Consider the following 23,585-nt stretch of genomic DNA (forward strand, 5'->3'; position numbering starts at 1 on the left):
AGCCCCCCCTGAACGGCACCAAAATGCGCCTGCCTTCCCCGGATCGCGAAAGCAGGCGTCATTTAGCGGCGGGTGCTTACCGTGACGAATACGAATTTGTCATACCGATGGCGGGAAAACGAGTATTCAAACGGCTCCCCGTTGTTCAAAAAACCAACCTGCTCCAATTCCAGCACTGGATCGTCGGGCGCGCACTGCAAGTACTGGCGATCAAGCTCATTCGGTTTATCTGCGCGGATTTTCCGGTGCGACCCTGCAATCGTTAAGCCGAGCTCGTGAGTGATGTAACGATAAATCGAGCCATGAAGCACCGTTTCATTGAGCCCCGGGATCAAATGGACGGGCATATACGTCCGTTCAATGACGTACGGCTCCCCATCAACATTGCGCAGCCGAATCAAGTGGTACACCGGTGTGTTCGTGTCAATGCACAAATGGGCGGCTACTTCATCGGATGGAAACAATACTTCGAACGTAATGATTTGGCTTGTCACCTTTCGCCCTTTCAATAAACTCGTCAAGCCAAGTGTTTCGTTGCTGACGACATTCACCAATCCGTCAAGCATGGCGGATTTTACAATAAACGTGCCATGACCGCGCTTTCGATACAACAGCCCTTCGGATACGAGCACATCAAGCGCCCGCTTTACCGTCATCCGGCTGCAGCCAAACTCCTCGGCGAGCGAGATTTCGTCTGGAATCGGCGCGTCTAGGGAATACACTCCCTCTTTAATTCGTCTGCGGATCTCATTCGAAATTTGCTCATATTTCGGCATCGTTTTCATCCCTTGTCATTATCCTATTTTCATTGTACGAACAATCATCTGTTTGCACAATACTCAATGCGGCTTTCTCCTTCACCGATTTCGCCGTCCTGGTTTCCCGACCGACAAAAAGCGCCCCGCTGTCCGGGACGCCTTTTCTTTCACTTAAAACCCATTGTTTTCCGCCACTGTTTTCAACCAGTAGCCGCTCTTTTTAATCGTCCGTTTCAAATGATTGTCCAGGTCAACAGCGACCAATCCGTACCGATTTTTGTAGGCATTCGTCCACGACCAGTTGTCCATAAATGTCCAAAGGTGGTATCCTTTCACATTGACCCCTTCTTCAATCGCGCGATGCACCCATTTTAAATGCTCGCGAATAAATTCAATCCGGTAGTCGTCATGAATCATGCCGCTTTCATCACGGAACCGTTCTTCTCCTTCAACGCCCATGCCGTTTTCGGAAATAAAGCACTCAATGTTTCCATAGTTTTCCTTAATATTGATTAAAATATCATAAATTCCTTTTTCATAAATTTCCCAACCACGATACGGGTTCATTTTCCGCCCCGGCATGGCATAGTAGTCGAAAAACCGTTCAGGCAAAAACGGGGCTTCCGGATTTGGCATATTTTCTTTCGCCTTGACGCGGCGCGGTTGATAGTAGTTGATGCCAAGCAAATCGATCGTATTTTCTTTGATGAGTTCGCGGTCACCGACTTCCGTCACCGGCAAAAAACGGTGTTCAGCCAACAGCTCGATTAAATCTTGCGGGTATTCTCCTTTTACCGCAGGATCCAAGAAACTGCGGTTAAACAACAAATCAGCGATATGCGCCGCTTTCACATCAGCCGGATGTTGGCTGCGCGGATAAGACGGCGTTAAATTCAAAATAATGCCGATCTTTCCACCCTGTATCGCCGCCCTGCGGAAGGCGGCAACCGCTTTGGCATGGGCGATCATCGTATGGTAAGCCACCTGCACGGCGCGGCGGAAGTCAACTACATTCGGATAGTGGAAATCGTACAAATACCCGCCTTCTACAGGGACAATGGGTTCATTGTGCGTAAACCATGTTTTCACCCGATCGCCAAACAGTTGAAAGCAAAGGCTGGCATAGCGGGCATAAGCATCGATAACCTCGCGATTTTCCCATCCGCCAATGTTTTGCATCACCAGCGGCATATCAAAATGGTACAAATTCACAAACGGTTCAATCCCATTCGCCAGCAATTCATCGATGACCGCATTGTAAAACCGCACCGCCTCCGAGTTGACCTCACCAACCCCATCCGGAATCAAGCGCGACCATGAAATGGAAAACCGGAATGAATTATGGCCGATCTCCTTCATTAACGCAATATCTTCTTTGTAACGATGATAAAAATCGGATGTCACTTCTGGGCCGACGCCTTGAAAAAAGCGGTGAGGCTCTTGTTCATACCAATGATCCCAAATGTTCTTCCCTTTCCCCCCTTCGTTTGCCGCTCCTTCGATTTGCGTCGCGGATGTCGCACTTCCCCACCAAAATCCGGCAGGAAAGCGATACGTGATTGGTTGCTTTAATCGTTGTTCCATCGCGATTCACCTCATTTGCTGTATCGTTATGATGCACTTTTCGCAGCGTCTTGCCCCTCTTCCCGCTCTTTTTGCAAGTTCATCCGGTCAATGAACTTTAAGAATGGAAACCAAATGACAAGCACAATCAGGAAATTGACCACTTGCAGCAATCCGCCGGCCAGCGAGTTCGTCGCCATAATGCCGTTGATGAAAATCGGCACCGTCCATGGCACCGCTACGCCGTTAGGCGGGGGTACAAGGCCTGAGGACATTGCCAAATAGGTCACCAACGTGACGACCATCGGCGCCAAAATCCACGGGACGATGACGAGCGGATTCATCACGACCGGCAAACCGAAAATAATCGGTTCATTGACGTTAAAGATTCCGGGTCCGAGCCCGAGCTTAGCCACCTGCTTCATTTGCTTGCTCTTCATAAAGAGCAAGATGGCGAAAATGACAGCGAGCGTCATTCCCGTTCCGCCCATGCCGACCGTGTAAATTTCAATAAACTGTTTGCTGACGACATGCGGAACTTCCCCCGTTTTTGTATACGCATTTAAGTTTTCGAGCGACAGTGTGTTCCAAATCGGATCCATCACCGAGTTAATGATGATTTGCCCGTGCAGCCCGAAAAACCACAAAATTTGCGTGACAAAAATCGCGATCATCGTTGCAATAATGCCGCTTCCGAGCCCGACAAGCGGTGCTTGCACTGCATTGTAAATGACATCATGCATGTTTGTCTTAAAAATTTGTGTTACAATGATATTGACAACGAGGAAGAAGGTCAGGGTGACCACCGCCGGAATCAACGCCGCAAACGACTTCGCAACCGCCGGCGGCACCCCGGCCGGCATTTTGATTGTAATATTTTTTTGTACAACCTTCCGGTAAATTTCACCAGCAGTAAATGCGGTAATCATGCCAAGAAACATCCCTTTCGCTCCTAGGCGGTCGAGCGGGATGACTCCTTGCACAGCCTCTTTCCCCTCAACCTGCAAAACGAATGGCGTCAACAAGAGAAAAGAAGCTAACGCGATCGCACCGCCAAAAACCCCTTCGACTTCATAACTTTTCGATAAATAGTAGCCGATGCCGAATACAACGAAAATCGTCATCACGCCCATCGTTGCATTTGGAGCAACGCCGAGCATCTCCTTGAGTGTATTGAGGCTGTTTTCACTCATCACCTTGTCCAAAAACGGCAAGTTAGCGATGACGACCGCGATTGAACCGAAAATCGTCAACGGAAACGCCAACATAAATGCATCGCGCAACACTTGTAAATAACGGCTATTGTTCAACTTTCCCGCGATCGGAACGAGAATTTTGCTTAGTTTTTCGAATAATGCTTGGTTCATGCCGCCATCCTCCCTTCACACGTTTCGTTCCTTCAACAGTGCGAGCATTTCTTTTACAATCTCTTTCATCGCCAGCGTTGACATGACATGGTCTTCCGCATGCATGAGAAGCAATGTAATATTGGGTTGCTCGCCGCCAGCTTCTTTTTGAATAAGTTGAAAATGAACATCATGAGCTATGCTTAAGTCTTGCTCTGCTTCTTGGATCAGCCGTTCCGCATCTCCGACTCGTCCTGTCCGGTATTCACGGATGGCTTGGACGATTTTGCTGCGGGCATTACCGCTATGCAAAATCAGCTGGAAAGCGACTTGTTCATTGGTGAGTTGATTGACATCGATTTTTTCCATCTTACTTGTCCCCCATCAATTTTAATGCCTGCTCATACACTTTTTTGCCATCCGCCATCCCATAAGCCACCATGTCAATGACATCGACTGGAATGCCATATTTTTGCGCTTCTTTTTGCAATTCCCCTTTCAAAAAGCTCATTTGTGGACCAATAAGGACGACATCAGCTTTGGCCATCTCTTTTTTCGCCTGATCTTGGCCGACCGCCCAAATCTCTGCCTCCTCACCGACGGATTTGGCATACTCCTGCATTTTCGTCACTAGCAAGCTTGTCGACATTCCAGAACTGCACGCCAATAAAATCCGTTTCATGGTTCATTCCTCCTCTTTGCATTGAGTAAAACAAATGATATCGTTTTCAATTTAAATTATATACATTTATATTTATTTGTCTAGTCATTTAATAAAAAAGATTAATATTTTTAAACCAACCTTTTGATCCTGCAACAAAAAAAAGCGCGCACGAATCTCTGTGCGCGCCAAGCAACTATGCTCTTATTATTGGACAAACGCCGCTGTGTTTACATCCTGTTGGCACACGGCCAGGCGGTTTTCCGCATGCTCTGCTTCCAAGCAGGGATGCATCCAAAATTCGAATCTGTCCGAACCCCTAGAGGGCTGGTGATTTAGTACAAAAAGTTGCTGATCCCAGACGTTTTTCAATTAGAGAAACCTTGCGAGGCCATCTTTCTTTTTTGGCGAAATGCCGCTGATTTGCGCGTGACAGCCATTTTTCACCTGCCTTCTAGGAACGCATCCGAAAATGCGCATTCATTTGCCCTTTCAACATCCGCTCGCGCAGCTCTTTCGTCATTTCCTGACGGATTTCCCACGTCGATACCCCTTCCTCGCGCTGATTGGCGATTTTCATCAACTGCTCCACATCGGCGAACGAATATTTGCGAATTCCTTTGGAACGGTCAGGGAACACCAGCTTCCGTTCCTCGTAATAACGAATTTGCCGCTGCGACAGCCCGGTCAGTTCGCTGACGACACCGATCGAAATGACTTTTTTGTATTTGTAGTGATCTTCTTGCGGATGAGCTGTCATACTCCTCACCTCAATTCGTTATATTTTCTAACGTAATTATACAAAAAATGATGTTAGCCCGCTAACTTTTGTAAATAAAATTAACATATTTTTTAAATTTCCTGTAAATGTGCTTAACACATTTGCTGTATGCTGAAGAAAAAGATGATATGGTAAAGGTAAAAACAGGGAGGGAATCGAATGGGGACATGGATGAGAAGCGCCGTGCGGAAGAAAAAGCAGTTTTACATCGAACGACTGATGCAGTTCGGCTTAGCCGCCGACCGCGAGCGTCTCGAAGAGTGGACAATGGCCGAACTGCGCCGCGAATATGAACGATTCCACCCCGCCCAGACGATCGAAGGAGGACGCCGCCATGGACAAACAAGCCCTCGAACTGGCCAAGCGCATCATTGAACTTGACCTCGAGCGCGATGCGATGTTTGAACAGCTGATCGCCCTCATCGGCAATCAAGCGGATGAGCTGCTTCGATTTTTGCAAAATCGATTATAAAACGATCATGCGAAAGTGCCCTGAATTTCTTCACGGGCACCTTTTTTCACCCTCATTCTTCAATAGAAATCCTTCCGAAATCAGCGCCAAGGCTGGAAAAACTTAAGAAACGCCGCGAACCCCCCTCTTTGTCAACCTAAAGAAAGGACTGTGTTCCACCAGTTTTTTCGTTCAATCAAACGATTTCCTTTGAAAGTTTGCAGCGTCTCTTTGGGTTACCCTATTCATTCTGCTGCTTTTTGAGAGAACGATTCGACCGCAACCGTAGTTCCTTGAAGGCGGCGAGCAGCCATTACCGCGGCCATGAAAACGAAGACCAGCATCCAAAACCCATACGCCGAAGAACCGGTCCACTGCTTCATCACCCCGAGCACGTTCGGCAGCAAAAACCCTCCCAGTCCGCCAGCGGCGCCAATGATGCCCGTCAACAAGCCAACCTCTTTCGGAAACCACGTCGGAACAACTTGGAACAACGCACCGTTCGCCGCGCCAAAACAAAGGAAAAGAGCAACCATCAATCCGAACAGGACGAAAAGAGACGGCAATGTACCGATGCAAGCCAGCAACAAAGTCCCAGCGGCAAACAACAAGGAAAGAAGCCGCATTCCCCCGATCCGGTCGGCGATATAGCCGCCAATCGGCCGGATGAAACTGCCCGCAAACACGACGGCGGTGACGAAATCGCCGGCCGTGACTTTGCTGATGCCGTATTCATCAAAGAAGAAAATGCCCAAGTAACCCGTCAGCCCCACAAATCCGCCGAATGACAAGCTGTAGAAGAAACAAAACAGCCATGCTTCTTTTCGCTGGAGGACTGCTCGGTATTCACGCAAGGAAATGGGCTTCACCGCTGTTGGACATTCACGCGCCAGCCAAGCGAACAAAAGGAAGACGACAACAAGCGGTACGAGCGCCAACCCGAACACCGCGTTCCAACCATACATCTCCGCCAGGCGCGGACCAAACAGCGTCGCCAGCACCGTCCCGCTGTTGCCGGCCCCGGCGATCCCCATGGCCAGCCCTTGATACTCTTTCGGATACCAGCGGCTCGCGAGCGGCAAGGCAACAGCGAAGCTGGCTCCGCCCACCCCTAATAAAAATCCGAGCGCATACACATCCGACATCTGATCTGCAAACCGCCAGCCCCACACAAGCGGCATAGCCGTCACCGCCATGCCAAGCAGACCGGCCCGCTTCCCGCCCCAGCGGTCTGCCAAAAGCCCCATCGGAATGCGAAGCAGCGCCCCGCCCAACACCGGAATGGCGACCATCAGCCCTTTTTCCGCCGGTGTGAGCGCAAACTGTTCAGCGACAAACACCCCGAGCGCACCAAGCAAGTTCCAAATCATGAAACTAATATCAAAATAGAGAAACGACGACAATAGCGTCGGCGCATGCCCGACGCGCCAAAACGATTTCCTCGCCATCTTCCCCCAACTCCCCCTTGGCACAGAATGTTCGTTATGCTAAAATGGAAATGAAAGCGATTTCTCCACCTACTTCCCGCCGTATTGCTGGGAAGTTTTTTTTCTTATGGCGCGTCTCGGTCCGCGCGCCCCGCTGGGGATGATTCCCCGCCGCGGACGGAAAAGAGAGCGCTTTTTCCGGCGAAATGAACCACACAAGTCAATTTCTCCCTAAATCGACCACTGGCCGCACCCGAGCTGCGCACCGCTTAAACGCCGGCATGCGGCAATGCGGATCGAGCTCATCGGATGTGACGTTGTTGATTTGCCCAAGGCCGCTCCAGTGGAACGGGACAAAAATCGTATCCTCGCGAATTTGGTCATTGTATCGGCTGCGGACGACCGCCGCACCGCGGCGCGTTTCAATGCGCACAAGCATCCCTGGGCCGATCCCGTATCGTTTGGCCGTCCTCGGGTGGATTTCCACGACCGCCTCCGGCTGCCGCGCCGAAAGCGCCGGGCTCCGCCGCGTTTGCGTTCCGCTCAAATAATGAGCAAGCACCCGTCCGGTCGTTAAATAAAGCGGATACCATTCATCCGTCTCCTCTTTCTCCGGCCGAAACGGCAAAACCGCAAACCGAGCCTTGCCGTCCGGATGAGCAAACCGTTCCGTAAACAACCGAGGAGTCCCAGGATGATGCGCATCGGGGCAAGGCCAGTAGACACGTTCGCGCCGAAGCCGCTCATACGTCACACCGTAATAATCTGCTTTGCCGCCGCGGCTCGCCAACCGCAGTTCGTTGAAAATCTCTTCGGCTGACGTGAACGGGAAGAAGCGGCCCTTGCCAAGCTTGTGCGCAATCGCGCATAAAATTTCCCAATCATGTTTCACCTCCCCAGGACGCTTCCGAGCCGCCGGCCGAAAGCACACCCGCCCTTCGACGTTCGTCACCGTGCCTTCGTCTTCCAAATACGACGAAACAGGCAGCACGAGATCGGCCAGCTCGGCTGTTTCGGACAAAAACATATCCGCAACGACAAGAAACTTCAGTTTTTGCATCGCTTTGGCCACAAACGCCGCATTCGGGCTCGAGACGACGGGGTTCGACCCCATGACCAACAGCCCGGTGATCTCGCCCGCATCGATCTTTTGCATCATTTCATACGCTGACACCCCCTTTCGCGGCAGCTCATCCGGCGCAACGCCCCATACGCTTGCGATATACCGCCGGTGTTGCGAATGCTCAATGCTTCGGTAGCCCGGCAGCTGATCGGCTTTTTGTCCATGCTCGCGCCCGCCCTGCCCGTTCCCTTGTCCGGTGATCGAGCCAAACCCAGAGCCAGGACGGCCGATGTTTCCGGTTGCCAGCACGACGTTGATCCACTGTCTGACCGCCGCATAGCCGTCCGTCTGCTGCTCCAAGCCGCGCGCCGTGAGCACGATCGCATCGGCCGCCTCCCCGTACTTTCGCGCCGCCAAGCGAATCTTCTCTTCCGGCACGTCAGTCAGCCGGACGATCTCATCCATCTCCACTGCTTCTATGTGCTGTTTCCATTCGGCAAACCCAACCGTCCGCTCGCGCACAAACGCTTCATCGATATATCCTTCGTCAAGCAGCACTTTCCCGATGCCGACGGCCAGCGCCGCATCCGTTCCGGGCTTGAGCGGCAGGTGCAGATCCGCCAACGCCGCCGTTTTCGTTTCCCGCGGATCCACCACGATGATAAAAGCGCCGTTCTTCTTCGCTTCATAAAAATACGACATCAACGTCGGCTGGCATTCGGCGACATTGGTCCCAGCCAAAATGATCGTCTGGGCGAGTGGAATGTCGGAGAGCGGATTCGTCAACCCGCGGTCAAGACCAAACGCGTCGTTCATCGCGGCCGCGGCCGCCGACATGCAAAAACGGCCGTTGTAGTCGATGTGCCGCGTCTTGAGCGCCACGCGGGCAAATTTCCCGAGCAAATACGCCTCCTCGTTCGTCAAGGATCCGCCGCCGTAAACAGCAAACGCATCGACTCCATCTTCCTTCTGAATGGAGATGATTCGTTCCGCGATCAGCGAAAGCGCCTCCTCCCAACGGACCCGCACAAACCGGCCGTCCACTTTCGCAAGCGGAACCAACAGCCGCTCGGGATGCAAAGCGTGCTGGTGGGCGTTCATCCCCTTTAAACAAAGGCGGCCGTTGGACGTCGGGTTGTCGGTCGGGACCGCCTTGTAGCGGCGCCGCTCTACAATCCGCTCCTCCACCAGCTGAAGCGTGCACTGGACGCTGCAAAACGGACATTGCGTCGCGGCAGCCGTTTCTGACGCCCGTTCTTTTTCCTTGGCGCGAAAGTAGCGCAGCAATTCGTTCGTCATCGCCATTCCCCCGCTTCCTACAGCTCGACATATACCAAGCCGTCTTTCACCGCCGCGCGGTACGTTTTGACACACCCTTCATCCGGCGCCTGTGCCTGACCGTCTCTTAAGCAAATTTTCCAATCATGAAGCGGACAAAACACATACTCGCCGCTGACAATGCCTTGCGACAGATCACCTCCTCTATGCGGACAGCGGTTTTCAACGGCAAATACTTGATCGTCACCCGTCCGGAACAACGCCAGCTCACGATTCCCGACCCGCACGCATTTTCCGAGCCGCTTCGGCAGCTGTTCCAATGTTCCCACTTCCACCTTCATCCTCTCTTCGTCCTCCCCCTGCATCGATGTCTGATCCTGTTTGGCCATTCCTTTACAAACTTTCATGAACAACAACGTAAAATCGTCGTTTCGCAAACGAAAACCTCGTTTCCGGCTGGACGATGGCCATCATTTCCCTCTCTTCGTTCCAGCATTGATCCTAACCCATGATCAATCCAGGCGGCGGAACATCAACTTTTTCCGCCCGCCGTCATCCCCCTTCATTCCACCGGCACCGGCTCTTTGTCGCCGATATCGCGGAACAACAGTTGCTGCAGTCTCTCGTTTTCGACGATGTCCCGCCACGGATCTGTTGTCGCGGAAAGAGCTTTGTGAAGCCGCTCAAGCAGCGCGCAGCGCGTTTCCACATCGAACAACACTTCGCGGATATGCTCAAGCCCGACGCGCTCGACCCATTTGGACGTCCGTTCCAAATAATGCGCGGACTCGCGGTAATATTGCAAAAAAGCACCGGTCATCTCGATCACTTCGTCTTCCGTCTTGACCGTGCAAAGCAAGTCAGCTGCACGCAAATGGGTGCCGCCGTTGCCGCCGACATAAATCTCCCATCCGCCCTCGACGCCGACGACGCCGACATCTTTAATGCCCGATTCCGCACAGTTGCGCGGGCAGGCGGAGACGGCCATTTTCACTTTATGCGGCGTTTTCAGCCGCTCAAATGTTTGTTCCATCCGAATGCCAAGCCCGGTCGAATCTTGCGTCCCAAAGCGGCAAAACTGCTTGCCGACGCACGTTTTCACCGTCCGAAGCGCCTTGGCGTAGGCGTAGCCTGACGGCATGCCGAGATCGGCCCAAATGCGCGGCAAATCTTCTTTTTTCACCCCAAGCAAGTCAATGCGCTGCCCGCCGGTGATCTTAATCATCGGCACGTTGTATTTTTCCGCGACATCAGCGATGTTCCGCAGCTGTTCGGCTGTCGTCACCCCGCCATATATGCGCGGGACAACGGAGTACGTGCCGTCGGCCTGGATGTTGGCGTGCAGCCGCTCATTGACAAACAAGGATTCCGCTTCTTCATCGTACTCGCCCGGATACAACATGCCCAGGTAATAATTGAGCGCCGGACGGCATTTGGAACAGCCTTCCTCGTTTTTCCATCCCAATACACTCATCACTTCTTTGACCGTCATCAGCCGTTTTTCTTTGATCGATGCAATCACTTCCTCACGGCTTAAGTCCGTGCAGCCGCAGATCGTTTCTTTCACCGCATACCGGTTCGCTTCTTCACCAAGCATATGCTCAAGCAGCTCGGCGACAAGCCCTTTGCATCCGCCGCACGAGCGAGACGCGTTCGTATAGTCGCGCACCTCGGCGACCGTCTTAAGCCCGTGTTCGGCAATCGCCTGACAAATCGCGCCTTTTGTCACCCCGTTGCAGCCGCAAACCACATCGGTGTCGGCCATCGCCGCCGCAAGGCTTCCCTTCCCGCCTAAAGCGGCTGGGGCAAACAGCGACAGCGAGAGCGCCTCAACCGAATCGCCGCGCTGGATCATATCGAACAGCTTTCGACCTTCGCTCGTATCGCCAAACAGCACCGCCCCAACGATTTTCCCTTGGCGAACGACGACTTTCTTGTACACCGAGCGTGCTTCGTCATACAGTTTGATCGACTCCGTCCCTTCGCCATCCATAAATTCACCAGCCGAGAACACGTCGACACCGGACACTTTCAGCTGAGTCGCAACGACCGATCCTTCATACGGCTTTCCTTTTCGGCCGCAAATCGCCTCTGCCAGCACTTTCCCCTGCTCATAAAGCGGAGCGACGAGCCCATACACAACACCGCGATGTTCCGCGCATTCACCGACCGCGTAAATGTGCGGCACGCTCGTTTCCAAGTAGTCATTGACAACGATCCCTCGATTCACTTCAATGCCGCTTCTCCGCGCTAAATCAACATTCGGACGAATACCGACCGCCATCACCACCAAGTCGGCGGCAATGGACGTACCGTCCTTAAACCGCACTCCTTCCACACGGCCGTTGCCGAACAATTCGGCCGTCTCCTTGCGAAGCAAAACGTTCATCCCTTGTTTCTCCAGCTCCCGCTGCAGCAGCTTGGAAGCGGTCGGATCAAGCTGGCGTTCCATCAAATAGTCGAAAATATGGATGACATCGACATCCATTCCTAAGTGAAGCAGGCCGCGCGCCGCCTCCAAGCCAAGCAAGCCGCCGCCAATGACCGCCGCTTTTTTGTACGTCTTCGCATATTCGATCATCCGCTCGCAATCTTGGATATCGCGAAACGCCGTCACCCCGGGCAAATCCGCCCCCGGCACCGGCAAGATAAACGGATTCGACCCTGTCGCGAAAATCAATTCATCGTATTCGACTACCCGCCCACGGTCGGTCCGAACAAGCCGCCGCTTGATGTCGACTTCCGTCACCGTTTCGCCGGCAAACAGCCGAATGCCGTTTCGTTCGTACCATTCCCAACTGTTCAACGTAATGTCATCAAGGCGCGTATCTCCTTGCAGCACCTTCGACAACAAAATGCGGTTATAATTCGGATGCGGTTCGCTGCCAAAAATCGTGATCTCAAACGCCTCGCGGTCAAATTTTAAAATCTCCTCGATGCAGCGAACCCCTGCCATGCCGTTGCCGATTAACACGAGTTTTCGTCTCACGTCGCCATCCCTCCATCTTCGTTGCCTTGTTTATCGTCATCGATGCAGCCAAAGCCAAATCGTCATCACCAACAGCTCCCATAATCCGACCGTTCTTGTTCGCATCACCCTCACAATTTCCCCTTTGCCTTGGCTGTGCCCATCATATCACGTCAAACATGAAGCATGCATTTTTTATGTGAGATTATATAACGCGATTTTAACAAAAAAACATATAAAAAATCAGATTAATATACGTATTTGTCGGAAATATGTAACTTTTTATAACATAAAAAAGCGACCTTCCGCTTGATGGAGCGGAGGCCGCTTCTTGTTGGAGGTTTGCTCGTTAAGGGGATCATCAGTGAATCGGACGGGATTCCAGCAGTTCATCGATGATGCGCGCGTAGTGGTCAATGCGCCGCTCCAGCTCCTCCATCTGCCGCTCAAGGCGGGTGACGTATTGACGGAAGGTCATCGGAGCGCCGAATCGCTGTTCGAGCCGCTCTTCGATTTTCTGCCGCTCGCCGTGGACAGAGACGAAGATGCGCATCTCGCGGCCGAACACTTCGCGGACGGTTTCACTGATGAGTTCGCCGTATCTTGTTTGCAGCCATTCACATTGAATGTCGTTGAGGCATTCGATGATGAGCCAATCGTCATCCACCGTCGCCGACGTCGAGGCAAACCACGTGTCAAACGACGGGCCGGGCAGCTTTTGCGCAAGCTTCGTTTTCACTTGCTCCCAAAGATGATGCTCCTTCACGCACTCACCCCCTTTCGTCTACTCGCCTGGCTGCCATACATGTTCGCGCAATTTCGCCCGAATGTCATCCGGAATCGGCTCGGGCCGCCGGGTGTCAAAATTGAAATTGACATACACCGCCCGCCCTTTGGCGCACACCACCCCGTTTTGGTGGATTTCTTCATAAATCGTGAGGCTTGTGTTGCCGATGCGTTCAATGCCGGTATACACGGTCACATCTTGCCCATAATACATTTGGTTGACATAATCGACTTCCATACGGATGATCACCATCCGCCAACGTTTGAATGACAAATCAGGCGTAAACAGCTTGAAAATTTCATGCCGCCCCGCTTCAAACCAAACGGGCACGGTCGTATTGTTAATATGGCCGACGCCGTCCGTCTCCGACACACGCGGCGTAATGACAGTCGTAAACATAAACGCTCTCCCTTCACAAGAACTGGAATCGTCTTTTGTCGAATTTAGGGGACTTATGTATATGAGTTCGCTCCACGATGTGGAAATTCCTGCTTCACCATCAAGAAAACGTGAAAAACGTCACCCCTTGAGCGGAAGGGGATCCAACCTGAGGAGCGAGACCCTATTTCCAACAGCCAAAGAAAAAACAGGAGCCTGAAGCAGCCCCTGTTTTTGTGTTCTCACTGGTTGTTCGGTTCCACGATCGCCCCGGCAAACGCCGCTTGGTAAATCGCGCGGATGTCGGCTTCCAAAAGCGGCATCGGACTGCGGGCGAGCAGCCGTTTTTGCTGGACGGCGTCCTTCGTCAGACTTTCTAACGCGCTTTCCGGAATGCCAAAACCGCCGAGCGTCTTCGGAATGCCGACATCGGCGACGAGGCGCTCGAGCTCCTCGACGCAGCGGCGCGACGCCTCCTCCTCTGATAAAAAGCTTGAGTTGCCGCCAAGGGCGTTTAACATGTCCGCCATTCGTTTCGTGCAGCTTTGGCGAATGTAGCCCATCACATACGGCAAGAGCACGGCGTTCGATTCACCATGGGCGATATGAAACTGCCCGCCGAGCGGATACGCGAGCGCATGCACGCCCGCCACGCCGGCGTTGAAAAACGCCAACCCAGCCAGGTAGCTGCCGTTCGCCATATCGATGCGCGCCTGTTGGTCCGCTCCATGTTCCACCGCCTTGCGCAATGAGCGGGCAATGAGGCGCATCGCCTGAAGCGCCAAGCCGTCCGACGTCGGGCTCGCATTGACCGACACGTACGCCTCGACCGCATGGGTGAGCGCATCGATCCCAGTCGCCGCCGTCACCCGCGGCGGGACGGAAACCGTAAGCTGCGGGTCGACGATCGCCACATCGGCCAGCAAGTAGTCATGCGTCACGACATCTTTCGTCGTGTCTAGCGACAAGACGGAGATGTTCGTCACCTCCGACCCGGTGCCTGATGTCGTCGGAATCAATATTTTCGGCAATCCTTTTTTCTCAAGCGTTCTCGTTCCCGTCAAGTTTAAATACTCGGCGACCGAACCTTCATGCACGGCCAACACAGCGGCCAGTTTCGCCAAATCCATCGCGCTGCCGCCGCCGACGCCGATGACAAGGTCAAACTCTCCGCCGCGGGCAAACGCCACCGCCTTTTCCCCCGTTTCAAGCGGCGGCTCCGGCACAACATCCGTATACACATGCACGCTGCATCCTGCTTGCCGGAGCGGGGACGTCACTTGCTCGACGAGGCCAATTTTTTCAAGCGCTGGATCGGTGATCACCAACACGTGTGTGCCCCCAAGCCTTTTCACTTCCGGAACTAACTGCGTAAGCGCCCCCCAGCCGACATAGCTGAGCGGCGGAAAGACGATGCGGGATGCGGTCATGGTTTTCTCTCCCCCTTATTCAACATTTTTTCGGAAGAATGAACGCGTTTTCTTTCCATCCGCATAACCAAACTCCTATGCTCGCCAAGCTTCCTCGAGCTCCCTCTTCAGCTCTTCGACAAGCTCCGCCGCCGGAAGCTCCCGCGCCAGCCGATATCCCGTCCCGGCCCAAAGCGACATTCCCTCCGGGTCGCCCGCCTTGGCGGCTGCAGCTCGCAGCGGTTTTGTCATATGGTGCACATGCGGATACGCCGCCGGCGCCATGGCGCGATACTCCGCCATAAACCGGTTCACAAGCCCGCGCGCCGGCCGGCCGGTAAACGCCCTCGTCACGGCCGTCTCCACAAACCGCGGATCGGCAAGCGCCTGTTTATGAAGCGGGTGCGCCCCGCTTTCCGGACAGCGCAAAAACGCCGTCCCGAGCTGCACCGCGCTCGCCCCGGCTTTAAGCGCCGCCGCAATGCCGCGCCCATCCATGATCCCGCCCGCCGCCGCGAGCGGAACCCGGACCGCCGCCCGCACTCGGGCCAGCAGCGGAAACAACTCAAGCGCCTCATCTTGTTCCGGATCGTTGCCAAACGACGCCCGATGCCCGCCCGCTTCCTCCCCTTGCACACAAAGCGCATTCGCCCCAGCTTCGGCTGCCATTTCAGCTTCCTCCACCGCCGTGACCGTCACGATCACAAACGATCCCGCCTTTTGCAAGGCAGCGATCACTTCTTTGTCCGGGCAACCAAATGTAAAGCTCACAACCGGCACTCGCTCCTGAAGAAGCACATCAAGCTTCGCCGCCCAGTCGTCGTCCTCCCATTTCGGCTCGCCGACTGACGCCCCAAACCGCTCCGCCTCCGCCGCCAGTGCTACACGGTACCGTTCGACCGCCTCCTCATCCACTGTTTTGTCCCCCGGCACAAACACATTTACCCCAAACGGCCGATCCGTCAACGTCCGCAGCTCGTGAATTTCCTTCCTCATGGCCTCCGCTGTCTTGTACCCGCCAGCCAAAAACCCAAGCCCTCCGGCGTTCGACACCGCCGCGGCCAGCGCGGGCGTCGACACTCCGCCTGCCATCGGCGCTTGAATGATCGGGATGGGAAGTGTAGAGAACATGTGTATCTCCCTTCTTTCAGCTAAAACCGTTTTGCCCCTCTCCTATTTTTTCGCGCTTTGTGCAGGGATTTCCTGCCCCTTGGCAAACGAATCTTTGCGTCTGACGATGCCAGCAGCTACCCGGCCAGCATAGTCCGTTTCACACCTCAAATACTATTATCAAAAAACAGATGTTATCCGCTATCAAAAAAACAGATGTTATCCGCGGTTCGATCAATAGACGGACACGAACCATATCCAATCGCTGTTCCCCGGCGTCCAACAAACGGGCTGCTTGTTTGTGCATTGGTCGCTTTATTCAACATCTTTTAACAAACGGCTGGCCACTTCGATAAACATTTTGCCGTCCTCAAACGAAAAATAGCGCATGCTGTTTTCATGGACAAGTTCTTCGATTTTTGCCCATGTCTCCGTATCGCTGCGATGATGGATGCGTTCGAGTTTCTCTACTTCCAACTTCAAGGCACGAACCACCCATTTCGGCTCATCCGCTAGAAATTGCAACAGCTGTTCTTCCAATTCAGCATTATAAAACGTCTGATTGTAATACGAGTCAAAGAAATATTGAAGATGTTCAAATTCTTTTCGAATGTCCATGTTTCGCTTCCCCCTTTTCAGTTCTTCTTTCAACAAGCATGGCGTGTTATCCTGCCCCGTGGCCTGATCAAACAAAAAACTCCCCAAACCATCCACTGGTTTAGGGAGTTTGTCGTCACGGCCGAAACACCTTTAACCGTTTCGCCAGTTCTTTCGTACGCGGATATACATCGCGATAAATCGCAAACAGCTCTTTGTATCGGGCGACCGCATCCGGCCGCGGTTCGACGACGGATTCGACTTGTTTGAACGCATCCGCGCATTGCTTGAGCGAATCGAACCAACCGACGCCGCACGCGGCGATCATCGCAGCGCCGAGCCCCGGTCCTTGTTCGTTTTTCAGCTTCTCCACCGGGAGACCGAAAATATCGGCTTGGATTTGCAGCCACTCGGCGCTTTTTGCTCCGCCGCCGATCGAGACGACCGAGTCGATCGTTTTGCCGCTCGCTTTGATGATCTCCACCGACTCGTTGAGCGAGAACGTAATCCCTTCCATGACCGCGCGGGCGAAATCCCATTTCGTCTGCCGCGAGTCGATGCCGATAAACGACCCGCGAACATCGGCATCGGCATAAGGCGTCCGCTCGCCGACAAGATATGGCGTAAACAACAAGCCGTTCGCGCCGATCGGCGACTCGGAGGCGCGCTTGACGATCTCGGCAAACGGCACGTCTTCCGCAAACGTCCGCTTCCACCAGTCAAAGCTGTAGCCCGCCGCCAGCGTCACTCCCATGATATAGTAGGCATCCGGCTCGGCGTGGTTGAAGTAATGCACTTTTCCAGCGAAATCTTTTTCCCCGCTTTGTTCATAGGCCAGCACGACGCCTGACGTGCCGATGCTCGACATCATGCGCCCTTCCGCCAAAATGCCCGCGCCAACCGCACCGCACGCATTGTCGGCCCCACCGGCGAACACTTTCACCGATGACGGCAGCCCGGTCTGCTCGGCAATCTCCGGGCGCAGCGTCCCGACGAACGCCGTCGCTTCAACAAGCGGCGGACAAAGCGAAAGATCGACGCCGACCGCACGGGCAATCGCCTCGCTCCACGTTTTCGTTTCAATATCCAACAGCAGCGTCCCCGCCGCATCCGATACATCCATCGCCATGTGCCCGGTCAAGCGGAAGCGGACATAATCTTTCGGCAACAAAAACACCCGCGCCCGCTCGTACAGTTCGGGTTCATGGTTTTTCACCCACAGAAGTTTCGGCAGCGTAAACCCTTCCAGCGCCTCATTTTTGGCAATGGAAAGCAGCTGGTCGCGGCCGACCTTTTCTTCAATTTCCCGACACTCTTCCGTCGTTCGCGTATCATTCCACAAAATCGCGTTGCGCACGACATTCCCGTCGCCGTCAAGCAACACCAGCCCATGCATCTGTCCGGAAAAACTAATCCCCGCGATCGACTCGGGGGAAACGCCCGCCGTCTCCCAGACGCGGCGGAGCGCGACGATCGTTTTTTCCACCCAATCGTCCGGGCGCTGCTCGCTATAACCGGAATGCGGCTGGTAAAGGGGATAGGACTCGGTCCATTCCCCTCTCACCACGCCGTGTCGGTCGACAAGCAGCACTTTGACGGCACTCGTTCCTAAATCGACGCCAATGACGTATTCCATCCTCATCCCTCTTTCACGAACGGGATGCGCTCGGCACGCTGACTTCCAACAAATATTGGTTGAGCAGCGTTTTCAAGCGCTCAAGACGACCGGACGCATTGCGAATGTCGCCGAGCTGCAAGGCATACTCCTCAAGCTTTTTGAAGTCCGCCGTCCCTTCGACGATCTCGCGGCCGATGCCTTCCGTATAGCTTTTGTACCGCTCTTCGATGAACTGTTCAAACACGCGGTCTTCCAGCAAGCGATGAGCGACTTTCAAGCCGATCGCAAAGCTGTCCATCCCGGCGATATGGGCGTAGAACAAGTCTTCCGGTTCAAACGAACCTCTCCGCACTTTCGCGTCAAAGTTCAAGCCGCCGCGCCCAAGGCCGCCGTTTTGCAAAATTTCGTACATCGCCAAGGTCGTCGCATACAAGTCGGTCGGGAATTCGTCCGTATCCCAGCCAAGCAGCGTATCGCCTTGGTTGGCATCGACCGAGCCCAACATGCCGTGAATGCGGGCGACGCGCAGCTCATGTTCAAACGTATGGCCCGCCAACGTCGCATGGTTCGCTTCGATGTTGAATTTGAAGTAATCCTTGAGCCCGTACGTTTGCAAGAACGCCAACGCCGTCGCGACATCAAAATCGTATTGGTGCTTCGTCGGCTCTTTCGGCTTCGGCTCGATCAAAAACTGGCCGTCAAAGCCGATTTCTTTCGCATAGTCGACCGCCATGTGCAAGAAGCGAGCCAAATTGTCAAGCTCCAGCTTCATGTCCGTGTTCAGCAGCGTCTCATAACCTTCCCGGCCGCCCCAAAACACGTAGTTTTCCGCTCCGAGCCGTTTGGCGATCTCCAACCCTTTTTTCACTTTCGCCGCCGCATAGGCGAACACATCGGCATTGCATGACGTTGCCGCCCCGTGAACGAAGCGTGGATGGCTGAACAAGTTCGCCGTATTCCACAGCAGTTTCGTTTTGCTTGTTTTCATGTACTCTTCAATCATATCTACGATTTCATCCAAGTTTTTGTACGTCTCGCTGAGCGTTTCCCCTTCCGGCGCGATGTCGACGTCATGGAAGCAAAAAAACGGAACGTTCAGCTTTTCAAACAGTTCAAACGCCGCCTCCACGCGCGCCTTCGCCAAATCCATCCCGCTGTATTTGTCCCACGGGCGAATCATATTGCCGACGCCAAACGGATCCGATCCATCCCCCGTGAACGTATGCCAATAGGCGACCGAAAAGCGCAAATGCTCCTCCATTGTTTTGTCGCCGACTTTTTCTTCTGGATTATAAAACTTAAACGCCAACGGATTGCGCGACTCTGGTCCTTCATATGGAATGGTGCCGATATTCGGGAAATACGCCATGTCCAAGTCCTCCTTAAATAAGCGAGAATGATTTGTTTCAGTTTTATTATAACGCTTTCATGATTGTTTGTCTATCATATAAACAAAGTATTCTATAATTCTTTGTACAAAAAATAGTCAAAATCCGCATAGTTGTTTTGCCCCGAACCGTCCCGACAATGCATGCCCACAAACGCCCCGGTAAACGCAGCCCGGCTTTTGATATAGTCATCCGACAGTTTATATGATTCAAACGTGACAGGAAGATCAATCCAATTCATTCCATCGAAAGAATAAGAGTATTTGTACGTTGTCGCTTGCACGGTTACCCGTAAATACACATACTCAACGTCATCAGGAACGACAATCTCCCGTCCCCGCAACGGTTGATCAACCACGAGATGGTCGCATGTCATCAATTCAAGAATCCGTCCTTTTTCCTCATGCCATGTGATTTGAAGCGTCGTCCAGTTTTGCGTATTGTAATAGTTTACTAGACCAGCCGATTGCTGAAAGGTTGTGGGGCGAAAGGACACTTTCGTCTCGGCAACAAAATGAAAGTGCTGCCATCGTCTGGCGACAAACGCCTGTGTAAACCGGGAAGTAAGCGACTCTCTTCCGTACAGCCGCAAATGTCCCGGACGAGCCTTTAAGGTAGCGATGTCTTCCCCTAAAGGAATTCGTAATGTTTGAAAATGGTGATTTAATGTATCACCATCAAAATCATCTTTTTCATCGTAATCTTTTTCCCACGGAACTTCCTCAACGTTCGGCCCGTCGATTTCTAACGAAGGCCCGTTTCCTCCGACCACATAGGGCCATCCATCTTTCCATTCAAGCCGCTGAATCGCTGTTTCACGTCCGAGCGGGCAATAGCCGCGGTGTTCCAGCAACGGCTGTCCCTTCCTTGGCAGCGGCCGACCAGTTAAATGAACAAGAAACCATTCATCCGTATGAGTATGGACAATCGACGCATGGCCAGCCTTTTGCAGCGGATTGCGCGGGTAAGGCCAAGACGTAATCAGCGGATTGTCGGGATGCACCTCATACGGACCATAGAGAGCGCGCGAACGGGCAATCGTCGCCGCATGGTTGTATCGCGTTCCCCCTTCCGCCGTCAATAAATAATAATAACCATTGATTTTATACAAATGCGGCCCTTCTGTAATTCTTAAGTCCGTTCCTTTGAAAATAATTTTCGGCTCACCAACCAATTTTTTCTGTTCCACACTGTATTCTTGAAGCACAATCCCGTAAAACGGATGATGGCCGACCCGATGATCCCAATACATGTTCACCAAGTATTTTTTTCCATCCTCATCGTGAAAGAGAGACGGATCAAATCCAGAGCTATTTAAATAAATCGGATCCGACCATTCACCATCGATCGTGTCGCACGTCACAAGATAGTTATGGCCATCTTTCCACTGTCCTTCAACGACTTTCACATCTGTATAAATAAGCCAGAATTTCCCATCGCTATACGACAAGTGCGGAGCCCAAATTCCTCCAGAATCCGGATTTCCTATCATATTCAATTGACTTAACCGGTTTAACGGGCGCGCTACTAAACGCCAATTTTTTAAATCTTTCGAATGGTAAATTCTCACCCCCGGGAACCATTCGAACGTCGAAACGGCAATGTAATAGTCGTCTCCCGCTCGGCAAATGGACGGGTCGGGATGAAATCCGGTTAAAATGGGGTTTTTGATTTTCAACACTTTCTCTCCCCTCTCTTTTCCTGCCTTTCTGCTTTCAATGAGAGAACCTGGTACCGCTTTCCGCTTGTGAACATCACATGTCTAGCAACAGCCATTTTCAGCCTAAACGAAGAATCGACGTTTTGGCGAATCCCGCTGTTCAGCGAACTAGCGCTGTGTTCCGCGGCCTTCTAGGAAACCGGTGATTTAAGGGAAAATACGGCTGTCCAGCATGGTTTCCGAAATGGAAAAACCTTGTTACACCATCCATTTATTCCTTTTGATTTCCAACAAGTCGAGCGAATCTGTTGTTTTTCATCTCCCTTCTAGCCGAAACATTGACTGATTAGATTTATTCCCCCTTCACTCCTCCCAGTGTCAATCCTTTAATAAAGTATTTTTGTAAAAACGGATAGACAAGGATGATCGGAACACTGGCGATAATGGTCATTGTGGCCCGAATGGACGATGGAGTGACAGTATTAGCATCCGCATGAGCATTCGCAAATGCATCAGCCGCTGTTTTTCCAGACATCGTTGCATTCGTGTTTTGCAAAATCTTCATTAATTCATATTGCAAGGTGCTTAAATTGGGGTTGGAAGAATTATAGAGAAAAACATCGAACCAAGAGTTCCATTGATACACGGCCACAAACAAGGAAACTGTAGCCAACACAGGCAAGGAAAGGGGCAATACAATCTGAAGAAATATCCGAAATTCCCCTGCTCCGTCAATCCGTGCCGATTCGATCAGACTGTTCGGCAGACCTTCAATAAACGAACGAATCACAATCAAATTAAAGACCCCAATGATGCCTGGGATAATATATACCCAAAACGTTCCAATTAAGTGGAGATCCCTCATCAGCAAATAGGTAGGAATTAACCCCCCATTAAAATACATGGTCAAGATAAAAGCAATCGTGACAAACTTACGAAAAACAAATTCCGGCCGGCTGATGACATAAGCCACCATCGCTGTACAGAAAACAGAAATGGCGGTGCCTAAGACGGTTCTTAAAACCGAAATGAGTAACGCATTAAGCAGCGTATTTTCCTTTAACACATATTCGTAGTTGTAAAGTGTAAACTCCCGAGGCCAAAGATAAATCCCCCCACGAATCGCGTCATTGGCATCGTTTAAAGAAATGGCCAACGTATTCAACATCGGATAAAGCATAACGACACAAAGAACGAGCATCAAGCTATAGTTGCAAACATCAAAAACCATATCTCCCCATGACGTATAACGCATCCTCCATCTTTTCACTATCTGCTTCAATCTCCTTTCCCCCTAACGAAATCGTCTTCTTAAAACAATCTAGCCTGCCCCAAACGTTTAGCAATATAATTTGCGCTAAACAGAAAGATAAAACTGACAACGGTTTTAAAAATCCCAGCAGCGGTAGCTAAAGCAAAATTCCCCATGGCGATGCCATACTTCAGCACAAAAATGTCAAGGTTTTCCGAATAATCGAGGTTCATCGGATTCCCTAACAAATATTGGGGTTCAAACCCGGTCTCCAAAATATTCCCTAAATTCATAATCAACAAAATGACAATCGTAGGCTTTAAAGAAGGAAGTGTAATATAAAAAATGCGTTGCAAGCGAGAAGCTCCGTCGATTTCCGCCGCCTCATACTGTTCTGGATCAATCATGGCGATCGCCGCTAAATAAATAATGGTGTTCCACCCTAGGTTTTTCCACACTTCTGAGGCGCCAATGATTCCCCAGAAATACTCTCCAACCCCTAGCCATAAAATCGGTTCGTCAATAACATGCAATTTTTGCAAAACAATGTTGACAATGCCATTTTCTAATGACAAAGCGTAGGAAATGATGCTCGCCGCAACGACCCACGATAAAAAGTGCGGCATATAGCTAATCGTTTGAACAATTCGCTTAAATTTTCCATTGCGCAACTCATTTAATAAAATCGCTAACGTAATAGCCGTCACAAATCCGAGAACGAGGTTGATGATGCTCATCGCTAACGTATTCCGCAACACTCGAAAAAAGGCCTCATCTTGAAAAAGAAAACGAAAGTGCTTCCATCCGACCCATTCTTGTTCACTGAACGGCAAGCCGGGGCGATAATCTTGGAAAGCGATGGTCCACCCCCACAGCGGCAAATATTTAAAAATAAATAACCAAATCAAAAACGGAAAGCTCATCAAAATCAATGTTTTTTGCTGCACTATTTTTTTCCAGATGTTTTTCCGTTTAGATAAGTGGGATTCCACTGCAGCGGGAGCCGGTGTGATAGTTTTTATATGCTTTTCAATCTCCACTTTTCCTTCCTCCCTCTAGAAATGTTGATGTATCAAGGCTTTGCGGCCTC

The 23,585-nt window shown here is 52.0% G+C and carries 22 protein-coding genes; 2 read left to right on the forward strand and 20 right to left on the reverse strand.

Annotated features, from left to right (window positions below; genetic code table 11):
• Positions 1–62: 62 nt before the first annotated feature.
• The 6 genes from GZ1_RS03790 to GZ1_RS03815 all read right to left on the reverse strand — a co-directional run bounded on the left by GZ1_RS03790 (position 63) and on the right by GZ1_RS03815 (position 5,088).
• On the reverse strand, positions 63–776 hold the full coding sequence (locus tag GZ1_RS03790) for a GntR family transcriptional regulator (RefSeq protein WP_033006105.1): 714 nt from the start codon (positions 774–776) through the stop codon (positions 63–65).
• A gap of 153 nt (positions 777–929) precedes the next feature.
• The gene (gmuD, locus tag GZ1_RS03795; protein ID WP_060787910.1) at positions 930–2,342 is read right to left on the reverse strand and encodes a 6-phospho-beta-glucosidase GmuD; all 1,413 of its coding nucleotides are present in this window, start codon (positions 2,340–2,342) and stop codon (positions 930–932) included.
• A gap of 26 nt (positions 2,343–2,368) precedes the next feature.
• Entirely contained in the window at positions 2,369–3,688 is a 1,320-nt protein-coding gene (gene celB, locus GZ1_RS03800) for a PTS cellobiose transporter subunit IIC (protein ID WP_020755838.1), read from the reverse strand.
• A 15-nt stretch (positions 3,689–3,703) separates the two neighbouring features.
• Entirely contained in the window at positions 3,704–4,036 is a 333-nt protein-coding gene (locus tag GZ1_RS03805) for a PTS sugar transporter subunit IIA (protein ID WP_015374947.1), read from the reverse strand.
• A gap of 1 nt (position 4,037) precedes the next feature.
• Positions 4,038–4,349, reverse strand: coding sequence for a PTS sugar transporter subunit IIB (locus GZ1_RS03810; protein WP_013145220.1), 312 nt, complete (start codon positions 4,347–4,349; stop codon positions 4,038–4,040).
• A 433-nt stretch (positions 4,350–4,782) separates the two neighbouring features.
• Entirely contained in the window at positions 4,783–5,088 is a 306-nt protein-coding gene (locus GZ1_RS03815; protein WP_015374948.1) for a MerR family transcriptional regulator, read from the reverse strand.
• Positions 5,089–5,268: 180 nt separating this feature from the next.
• On the opposite strand from GZ1_RS03815, the gene GZ1_RS18025 reads away from it, so the two are divergent.
• Both GZ1_RS18025 and ykzB read left to right on the forward strand, forming a co-directional pair.
• Positions 5,269–5,484 (forward strand): Fur-regulated basic protein FbpA, encoded by a 216-nt coding sequence (locus GZ1_RS18025; RefSeq protein WP_015374949.1) that lies wholly within the window; start codon positions 5,269–5,271, stop codon positions 5,482–5,484.
• Positions 5,444–5,581 (forward strand): protein YkzB, encoded by a 138-nt coding sequence (ykzB, locus tag GZ1_RS19185; protein WP_015374950.1) that lies wholly within the window; start codon positions 5,444–5,446, stop codon positions 5,579–5,581. The genes GZ1_RS18025 and ykzB overlap by 41 nt, the downstream gene beginning before the upstream one ends.
• Positions 5,582–5,805: 224 nt before the next feature.
• Here the strand turns inward: ykzB and GZ1_RS03820 are convergent, their stop codons facing one another.
• The 14 genes from GZ1_RS03820 to GZ1_RS03885 form a co-directional block, all read right to left on the reverse strand.
• The gene (locus GZ1_RS03820; RefSeq protein WP_060787911.1) at positions 5,806–7,008 is read right to left on the reverse strand and encodes a nitrate/nitrite transporter; all 1,203 of its coding nucleotides are present in this window, start codon (positions 7,006–7,008) and stop codon (positions 5,806–5,808) included.
• 199 nt (positions 7,009–7,207) lie between these two features.
• On the reverse strand, positions 7,208–9,355 hold the full coding sequence (gene nasC / locus GZ1_RS03825; protein WP_060787912.1) for an assimilatory nitrate reductase catalytic subunit NasC: 2,148 nt from the start codon (positions 9,353–9,355) through the stop codon (positions 7,208–7,210).
• Between the two features lie 11 nt (positions 9,356–9,366).
• A complete protein-coding gene (gene nirD / locus GZ1_RS03830) occupies positions 9,367–9,669 on the reverse strand; it encodes a nitrite reductase small subunit NirD (RefSeq protein WP_033006119.1) in 303 nt (100 codons plus the stop codon).
• A gap of 221 nt (positions 9,670–9,890) precedes the next feature.
• Entirely contained in the window at positions 9,891–12,317 is a 2,427-nt protein-coding gene (gene nirB, locus GZ1_RS03835; protein WP_060787913.1) for a nitrite reductase large subunit NirB, read from the reverse strand.
• 340 nt (positions 12,318–12,657) lie between these two features.
• Positions 12,658–13,062 (reverse strand): DnaA N-terminal domain-containing protein, encoded by a 405-nt coding sequence (locus tag GZ1_RS03840; RefSeq protein WP_014195972.1) that lies wholly within the window; start codon positions 13,060–13,062, stop codon positions 12,658–12,660.
• An 18-nt stretch (positions 13,063–13,080) separates the two neighbouring features.
• A complete protein-coding gene (locus GZ1_RS03845) occupies positions 13,081–13,482 on the reverse strand; it encodes an acyl-CoA thioesterase (protein ID WP_015374955.1) in 402 nt (133 codons plus the stop codon).
• Between the two features lie 221 nt (positions 13,483–13,703).
• Positions 13,704–14,891, reverse strand: coding sequence for an iron-containing alcohol dehydrogenase (locus tag GZ1_RS03850; protein ID WP_060787914.1), 1,188 nt, complete (start codon positions 14,889–14,891; stop codon positions 13,704–13,706).
• Between the two features lie 75 nt (positions 14,892–14,966).
• Positions 14,967–16,001: a nitronate monooxygenase gene (locus GZ1_RS03855; RefSeq protein WP_060787915.1), complete on the reverse strand. Its 1,035-nt coding sequence runs from the start codon at positions 15,999–16,001 to the stop codon at positions 14,967–14,969.
• A gap of 294 nt (positions 16,002–16,295) precedes the next feature.
• Positions 16,296–16,598, reverse strand: coding sequence for a hypothetical protein (locus GZ1_RS03860; protein WP_060787916.1), 303 nt, complete (start codon positions 16,596–16,598; stop codon positions 16,296–16,298).
• A 115-nt stretch (positions 16,599–16,713) separates the two neighbouring features.
• Positions 16,714–18,213, reverse strand: coding sequence for a xylulokinase (xylB, locus tag GZ1_RS03865; protein ID WP_060787917.1), 1,500 nt, complete (start codon positions 18,211–18,213; stop codon positions 16,714–16,716).
• A gap of 13 nt (positions 18,214–18,226) precedes the next feature.
• Complete coding sequence (xylA, locus tag GZ1_RS03870) at positions 18,227–19,564, reverse strand: xylose isomerase (RefSeq protein ID WP_060787918.1); 1,338 nt, start codon at positions 19,562–19,564, stop codon at positions 18,227–18,229.
• A gap of 92 nt (positions 19,565–19,656) precedes the next feature.
• Positions 19,657–21,264, reverse strand: a complete 1,608-nt coding sequence (locus tag GZ1_RS03875; RefSeq protein WP_060787919.1) for a glycoside hydrolase family 43 protein — start codon at positions 21,262–21,264, stop codon at positions 19,657–19,659.
• A gap of 331 nt (positions 21,265–21,595) precedes the next feature.
• A complete protein-coding gene (locus tag GZ1_RS03880; protein ID WP_044745014.1) occupies positions 21,596–22,498 on the reverse strand; it encodes a carbohydrate ABC transporter permease in 903 nt (300 codons plus the stop codon).
• Positions 22,499–22,554: 56 nt separating this feature from the next.
• Positions 22,555–23,535, reverse strand: a complete 981-nt coding sequence (locus GZ1_RS03885) for an ABC transporter permease (protein ID WP_013145204.1) — start codon at positions 23,533–23,535, stop codon at positions 22,555–22,557.
• Between the last annotated feature and the right edge of the window lie 50 nt (positions 23,536–23,585).

Source organism: Geobacillus zalihae NBRC 101842 (assembly GCF_001544135.1).
Lineage (GTDB): Bacteria > Bacillota > Bacilli > Bacillales > Anoxybacillaceae > Geobacillus > Geobacillus zalihae.

Excerpts from the sequence above, each read along its gene's own strand:
- GZ1_RS03790 (WP_033006105.1), bottom strand. The coding sequence starts at position 776 with ATGCCGAAATATGAGCAAATTTCGAATGAGATCCGCAGACGAATTAAA.
- gmuD (WP_060787910.1), bottom strand. The coding sequence starts at position 2,342 with ATGGAACAACGATTAAAGCAACCAATCACGTATCGCTTTCCTGCCGGA.
- celB (WP_020755838.1), bottom strand. The coding sequence starts at position 3,688 with ATGAACCAAGCATTATTCGAAAAACTAAGCAAAATTCTCGTTCCGATC.
- GZ1_RS03805 (WP_015374947.1), bottom strand. The coding sequence starts at position 4,036 with ATGGAAAAAATCGATGTCAATCAACTCACCAATGAACAAGTCGCTTTC.
- GZ1_RS03810 (WP_013145220.1), bottom strand. The coding sequence starts at position 4,349 with ATGAAACGGATTTTATTGGCGTGCAGTTCTGGAATGTCGACAAGCTTG.
- GZ1_RS03815 (WP_015374948.1), bottom strand. The coding sequence starts at position 5,088 with ATGACAGCTCATCCGCAAGAAGATCACTACAAATACAAAAAAGTCATT.
- GZ1_RS18025 (WP_015374949.1), top strand. The coding sequence starts at position 5,269 with ATGGGGACATGGATGAGAAGCGCCGTGCGGAAGAAAAAGCAGTTTTAC.
- ykzB (WP_015374950.1), top strand. The coding sequence starts at position 5,444 with ATGGACAAACAAGCCCTCGAACTGGCCAAGCGCATCATTGAACTTGAC.
- GZ1_RS03820 (WP_060787911.1), bottom strand. The coding sequence starts at position 7,008 with ATGGCGAGGAAATCGTTTTGGCGCGTCGGGCATGCGCCGACGCTATTG.
- nasC (WP_060787912.1), bottom strand. The coding sequence starts at position 9,355 with ATGGCGATGACGAACGAATTGCTGCGCTACTTTCGCGCCAAGGAAAAA.
- nirD (WP_033006119.1), bottom strand. The coding sequence starts at position 9,669 with ATGAAGGTGGAAGTGGGAACATTGGAACAGCTGCCGAAGCGGCTCGGA.
- GZ1_RS03845 (WP_015374955.1), bottom strand. The coding sequence starts at position 13,482 with ATGTTTACGACTGTCATTACGCCGCGTGTGTCGGAGACGGACGGCGTC.
- GZ1_RS03850 (WP_060787914.1), bottom strand. The coding sequence starts at position 14,891 with ATGACCGCATCCCGCATCGTCTTTCCGCCGCTCAGCTATGTCGGCTGG.
- GZ1_RS03855 (WP_060787915.1), bottom strand. The coding sequence starts at position 16,001 with ATGTTCTCTACACTTCCCATCCCGATCATTCAAGCGCCGATGGCAGGC.
- GZ1_RS03860 (WP_060787916.1), bottom strand. The coding sequence starts at position 16,598 with ATGGACATTCGAAAAGAATTTGAACATCTTCAATATTTCTTTGACTCG.
- xylB (WP_060787917.1), bottom strand. The coding sequence starts at position 18,213 with ATGGAATACGTCATTGGCGTCGATTTAGGAACGAGTGCCGTCAAAGTG.
- xylA (WP_060787918.1), bottom strand. The coding sequence starts at position 19,564 with ATGGCGTATTTCCCGAATATCGGCACCATTCCATATGAAGGACCAGAG.
- GZ1_RS03880 (WP_044745014.1), bottom strand. The coding sequence starts at position 22,498 with ATGCGTTATACGTCATGGGGAGATATGGTTTTTGATGTTTGCAACTAT.